Annotated in this window: 1 protein-coding gene; it reads left to right on the forward strand. The window is 56.0% G+C overall.

Annotated elements, in window-relative coordinates; all coding sequences use genetic code 11:
• Window positions 1-906 precede the first annotated feature (906 nt).
• Window positions 907-6,522, forward strand: a 5,616-nt coding sequence (locus AC3WUM_RS19265; protein WP_492412271.1) for an SPM autocatalytic domain-containing protein, incomplete at its 3' end; no start/stop codon positions are given.

Genomic DNA, 6,522 nt, shown 5'->3' on the forward strand with positions numbered 1-6,522 from the left:
GTCGCCATAGGCCTAGCCGTCCGTCGCCTGATGTGCGGCGCTTGTCTTCACATCAGGAAGTACTGCGGCGAGGAACCGTAGCGTTACAACGCGTTAATAAATGGATTGCGTAGTGCGTAACATGAACGGAACTCGATCGAGGCGTCAGATTCCCAGTGTGATCTTCCCAAGGCGGGGAATATCCGCTTTCATCGTTTGCGGGCTGATGGCGGTGTGTTTGGAGGTCTCGGCAGATAGCGTTCCCGCAACCGCGTACTCTGGACCGGGATACTTCGCAAGCAGCGATATGTCTGAAGTTCGGCTGGAACTTCGGGGGAAAATAGAACCGTCACCTTCGGCGACCCTGAGTATTCCTCGGTCTTACGTGGTGTTCGCTTCTGGATATCGTCAACCGCAAGCGAAAATTATCCCTGCACAGGTGACGACGAGTAGCGCCATTGCAATTTTGCGGGTGAGTTCAAAGGCGGCGCACGTTGCTGCTTGGCGTGAAGCCCCACCGCTGACAACACCAGAGAAAGATCAAGTCCGTGAGGACACTGCTGAGGTGTTTCTCTACCCGTCGTTTCCAACCTTCACTTGGACGGGAGTTGAGTCTCTCCCTAGCGGGCACAGGGTCCCTCGTCCTTCGGTGGAGGGATTCGATGCTTATGCGTACGACGGTGATGCTTTGTCTACCTACTACTACTCACCTCAGCCAGAGACATTCGGCCGAATCACCTGCTATGAGGTGACGCAACCTCTGAACTATTGCCAGTACGAGTTCAAAGTCTGCCCGACCCTTAGAGCGGTCGCGAGATTTGTTGACTTTCGGTTTAACGGTGGGGAGGCCTTCGCTCGCGAGCGAATCTCAGTTCTTCAATCGACGATTCGTCAATGGGTTCAATCCTGTGGCGAGGGAGATAAGCAGTGACCGGTGCACTTACACAGTCGGACCTGGCGGATCTCTATGACCTTCTCTTCAATAAAGGGGATCGAGCCGGCTTCTACCTGAAGTACTACGATCTGACGGGTTCCGAACAAGCGCTCATGCAAGCGCATATCACGATTTATAGCGGCTTCCTGGGAGGTGCTGCGCTGGTCGGGAACGGAATTGCCAAGTTGAGCAATCCGACCCTCTACACGATGTCCTTGGATGTTTTCTCCACCGCAATTGCAGCCGGGTTATATGAAGGGATTGTCCAAGACTGGAATGCAACCGGTTCAGGCGTTCTACTGGATGACGATATCCAATCATTGGACCGAGGTGTCTGGGGAAGCTTCGGGATGGCGGAGTACTTTCCAGGGAATATTCAGATCGCGCATGAAGGTGCGGAAGCACTGATATCTGCGGGTACTTTTTCCGCTGCTCTCGCCGGACTACAGGTCGTGTTTGGCGAGAGGGTTGGAAACGATCGAGAGCAATTTCAGGGACCACAGTATCGATGGGATGACAGCAACGCCTCCTACTTCGCCATTTACGAAACTGTAGTCGACTCATCTACGGGTCAATCCTATGAAATAGTCCGTTATGTCGAAGAAAAGATCGGACTGGTCGATCGACTGACCTTGGGAGCGCATGAGAATCCGGTAGCGGGCTTGGCCGACGAAGCATTGCTGGGGCTAGGTATCATGGCCGCAGCCCCTTCTATCAGCGGCCTGATGGCTGGAGCTCTGCTTTCGAACGACGCGATGGCGTCGATGGCGCAAGGTACGTTCAAGCTGCTCTGGAACTCGGTATTCGGCGATGCGGGGCCGGAGTTCGATCTGGCGGATAAATTTCGCCGATATCTCGGTGCGGATGGTGCCTCGATCGATCCGACTGTTTCATTTCCCCAGAATCTCGAATGGGATCAGCTTCCCATCGTATTGCGTCAGTCGGGCTCGTTCTCGGATGCGCAAGGCGCTTCCAACTTCCTCGTTGGTTACAACGACGCGACGATTCAAGGCGTTGATGGCGACGACGTTCTAATAGGGTTCGGCTCCTCTCAGTTGACGGCCGGGAACGGTTACAACTTTTTATTTGGGACCGATAACGCGACTTTGAATGGGGGTTCCGCTGGCGAGCTGCTCGCCGGCGCGGGTGACGCTCGTCTCTACGGCGGCGGCGGATCAGATGTCATGCTGGTTACCCAACAGGCGATCGCGGACGGGGGAGCCGATCGCGACTACGGATTTGCATTCGATCACGCCACGGTTCGTGGCGGTGCGGGGGATGACGTTCTGCTCGGCTACGGGGCCGCCAGACTGGAAGGCGGCGAAGGCAACGATTGGTTGCTCCATCTCAATACACAAGATGGCTCACCCGATCATAGAGGCTACATCGACGGAGGAGCCGGGAACGATACGGTTCTGAATTTCGGCGCCTCGGACATCTATCTCGGTGAGGGCGATGACCTGGTCCTGCATGCAGGTAGCGGCTCAGTCATCTACGGCGGCCAAGGCAGAGATACTGTCATGCTGACCGGCGACAACGTGATGTTCGCTGATGCGGACGAGAACGATCGAATCAGCTTCTTCGGTTCCGTCCTAACTGGCGGCAGCAAGTGGATGTACTCGGAAAATCCATACGCATACTCCGCGAACGGGCTCATTCGCTATGGGCTCAACGTCGAGAACGACCTGGTGATCGAGAGTGCGCTCGGACACTCACTATTCATCGACGACTATGTGGGCGGTCCAGGCGCTGCCCACAACGCGGCAGGGATTTATGTTTTCGAATACGACATAGATGCGCATCGCATTCTCGATACCTCGATTCGGAGTGGATATAGCTACATGAATACCTGGCGCCTGGCGCTAGGGGATCTCATGAAAGCCAACTTCGGGGTGTCGTACTGGAACAGTGTTGATCCGCTTGTGCTCGATCTAGATGGTGATGGAATCGAGCTCCAAGACCAGTCATCGACATCGCCAATGTTTGACATGGATGGCGACGGTTACCTGGAACGTACGGGCTGGGTTTACGGAGGGGACGGTTTCCTTATCCACGATGTGAACGGCAACGGTTCTGTCGATGGAGTCGCAGAGATGTTTGGTGGCCCTGGTGCATCCGGTTTCGCGGAGTTGGCGCAATGGGATACAAACGGCGACGGGATCATCAGTGCTGATGATCAGAACTTTGCGTTGCTGCGTGTTTGGCGCGATGTTGATGGTGACGCCGTCACCGATGCGGGTGAGTTGCTGACGCTTGAACAGGCGAATATCGCGTCAATCGCGATAGCGAATCAGACGAACCCGACTTCTAGTAATCATGGAAATCAGATCACTGCGACGGGCACATTCACGCGCCTCGATGGATCGACGGGCTCGATGGCCGATGTCACTTTTGCGATCGACAACATTCGAACGGAGTGGGTGGGCTCGGTCGATATTCCAACCGCGCTGCAAGCTGCCCCTAACTTGAAGGGCTATGGCACGTTAGTTGATCTCCACGTAGCGATGGCCCTCGAAAACAGCCTGCATCCAGTCATCACAGCGGGCATTCAATCGCTCGACACGCTGGATCTTGAGCAGCTACGAGCGCACGCGCTCCCGCTGTTGGAGGCATGGGCTTCGGCCTCTCCAACAGCATCCGGGCAGCTCGCGCTGAACCCGCACAATGATGTCCCGCTATTGCTTCGAGAACTGAATGGCGAGACGCGTGTTGTTGACTACGCTTATCGCGATGCTGGCGGGGATTGGGTGCTCGCCAGCAGCAGTCCCGTGAAGGACGCAGCCGGGAATGTCATCGCACATCCCAGCTACAGCGATGTGATGAACCAGCTATCGGCGAGTGGAGAGTCTTGGACGGCACTTCCTGGAGGGCTGCTCTCCTTCATGGAACGTTACTTGGGTGAGTCGCTGCCGCTTGATCTCGCCCCGAGCAACGCAACAGGAGCGATTTCGTCGATGACGGAATTGCTCGATACGATTTGGGCGACCACAAATCTGCTGACGGTTCGACTAGCGGTTCAGGGTCCGCTATCCGAGTTCTTTCAGGGCGTGGACTACGATGCTGAGTCGGATAAGTTCGTTCCCAATACAGATCGTGGATTGGTCCCCGTATACGAAGCGATTTTTGAGGACATCGGAGCTAGCGGGGGGAACGTATACGAACGTCTCCAAGAATGGACCCCGTTTCTCAAAGTAGTGCTGGGCGACTATGACCGAGGCGGCGACTTTCTGAAGCCCACCTACGGATTCATTTTCGCGAACATCGTCGCTGCGTACGAAAGCACGGGACTGCCCATTGACCTAGCCCAAGCGGCTGATGCATTGGGCGTTCCGGATGAGCTCATCGTGATGGGCGGCGCGACGATCACGGGCTCCAATGAAGATGACATCATCTACTTGGGCGTCGGTGATCAAGTCGCGCGTGGTGGTCGCGGCGGTGACACCTATGTGATCGGCGCCAACTTTGGTCATGATGTCATCGACGACGTGGAACCCGCGATGACCGCTGGACACCGCCCAGACTACGTTCGTTTCGCCTCGGTGGCATCCACTGACGTAACCGCAACCCGCGACGGCAATGATCTCATTATCACCGTAAACGGAACCACCAACGAGCTCCGAATTACTCGCCAGTTCGAGGGCATCATTCCCTCGTTACTTGGCAACGACGTCTCCGATGAGACCGGGATAAGCGAAATCATCTTTGCCGATGGCGTTGTCTGGGGAATGCACGAGATAGCCTATGCGGTATCGCATCCGCTTGGCACGGATGACTCCGTCATCGGAACTGGGGTGATGGATGTTCTGGACGGAGGGGCGGGGACCGATTTTCTCAGCGGCAAAGATGGTTCGGACATCTACCTGTTCGGTCGAGGTTACGGCAGCGATACCATCAAGGAAGCGCAGAACAACTTGATGATTCCGAGCTTTGACATTGTCCAGTTCGGAGACGGAGTTGAGCTGGATGACTTGTCGTTCGAGAGAGGCGTCGGCAACGGGGACATCAGGATCAGGATCAACGGAACCGATGATCTGTTAACGGTTCAGGGGCAGTTCGCAGCCTCCTACACGGGGGTGTTCGGCACTCAACGATTCGATCAGGTCGAGGCTTTCGTCTTTCAGGACGGAACCTACCTTTCAGCCGATGAGGTGGCCGAGCGAGTGCTTTCTGCAGCCCGTACAGATAGCGCGGACAGTGTTATCGGATTCGATCGCGACGACATCATCGATGGCGGAAAGGGCGACGATTTCTTGTCAGGTGGCAATGACAACGATACCTATATCGTCGGCTTCGGGCTTGGTAACGACGTTATCAAGGACAACACGGACCGGCTTTTGTCCGGGATGACTGATACGGTTCGCTTCACCTCAGCGGTGAGGCCAGAAGATGTGACCTTCTCCAGGGAAGGTGGGTCTGATGACCTGCTGATCACTCTTTCGGATGGCACGGTTATCACGGTCGATGACCACTTCAAACCGCTGCAGACGGGAGTCTTCGGAGTCTACTTCGTCGATCGAATCGAACGATTCGAGTTTGCCAATGGAACAGTCATTACCTATCAGCAGATCTCCGAGCAGGTTGTTGAGGGTGCGGGGACCTCTGGGAACGATTTGATCTACGGAATTTCCGGGCGCAACGACGTGTTGGACGGTGGCGCCGGAGATGACTTCTTGAGCGGCGGTGACGGTGATGACGTCTATGTTTTTGGTCTGGGTTACGGCCACGACGTTATCGAGGAGCGTGGCACGCATCCGATTGCAAAGAACTACGACACGATTCGTATCAAGGGGAGTTTGGCGCCGGACGATGTCGATTTTTCGAGATCGGAGGATGGCAAAGATCTGCTTCTGACGCTGGCGGACGGCTCGACTCTCCTGGTGCGAGATGCATTCGTTGAGTCAATCTCGTTCGACTTGACCCAGGTCGAGGAAATCTACTTCGAGGGGCCGAATGTCTCGCTGCGTCTGGATCAAATTCAGCAGCGGCTGCTCGCGGAGGCTCGCACGACAGGAAACGATCACATAAGAGGATTTTACACGGCAGATTCGCTGGATGGCGGGGCCGGAAACGATCTGCTGCAAGGCGGCGCGGGGAGTGACATCTACATTTTCCGTCCGGGCCAAGGGAATGACACTATCTCAGACTCGAGTGGTGCACGTGATGTTGTCTCACTGGGTGTGGGATTTTCCCCGGACCAGGTCACCGTGAGTCGTGGCCCCTCATCGATTGATGTCCAGCTTGAATTCGCGACTGGTGAGGTCTTGACCATCCTCGGCCAGAACCCTGCGCTCGGTGGGACCAGTCAAATCGAAGAGCTGAGATTCGCTGACGGAACCATTTGGACAGCCAGTGCGCTGCGGAGTCGCATTCTGGAGGCAGAGGGTACCGCCGGTGCCGATGTCATCGTGGGCTTCACAGGCGACGATGTGCTCGACGGTGGTGCTGGCGACGATCTACTCGAGGGTGGTTACGGCGGCGATCGCTACGTTTATGGACGGGGCTATGGGACTGATCGCGTCAGGGACGTGGGTAACGGCGCGCGTCAAGATAGTTGTCGCCTCAGTCATGCAGCCAATCGCTGTTTGGTTGTAGCGCCTGATGAGTTCGGC

The organism is Hydrocarboniphaga sp. FW305-C-57 (genome assembly GCF_058783045.1).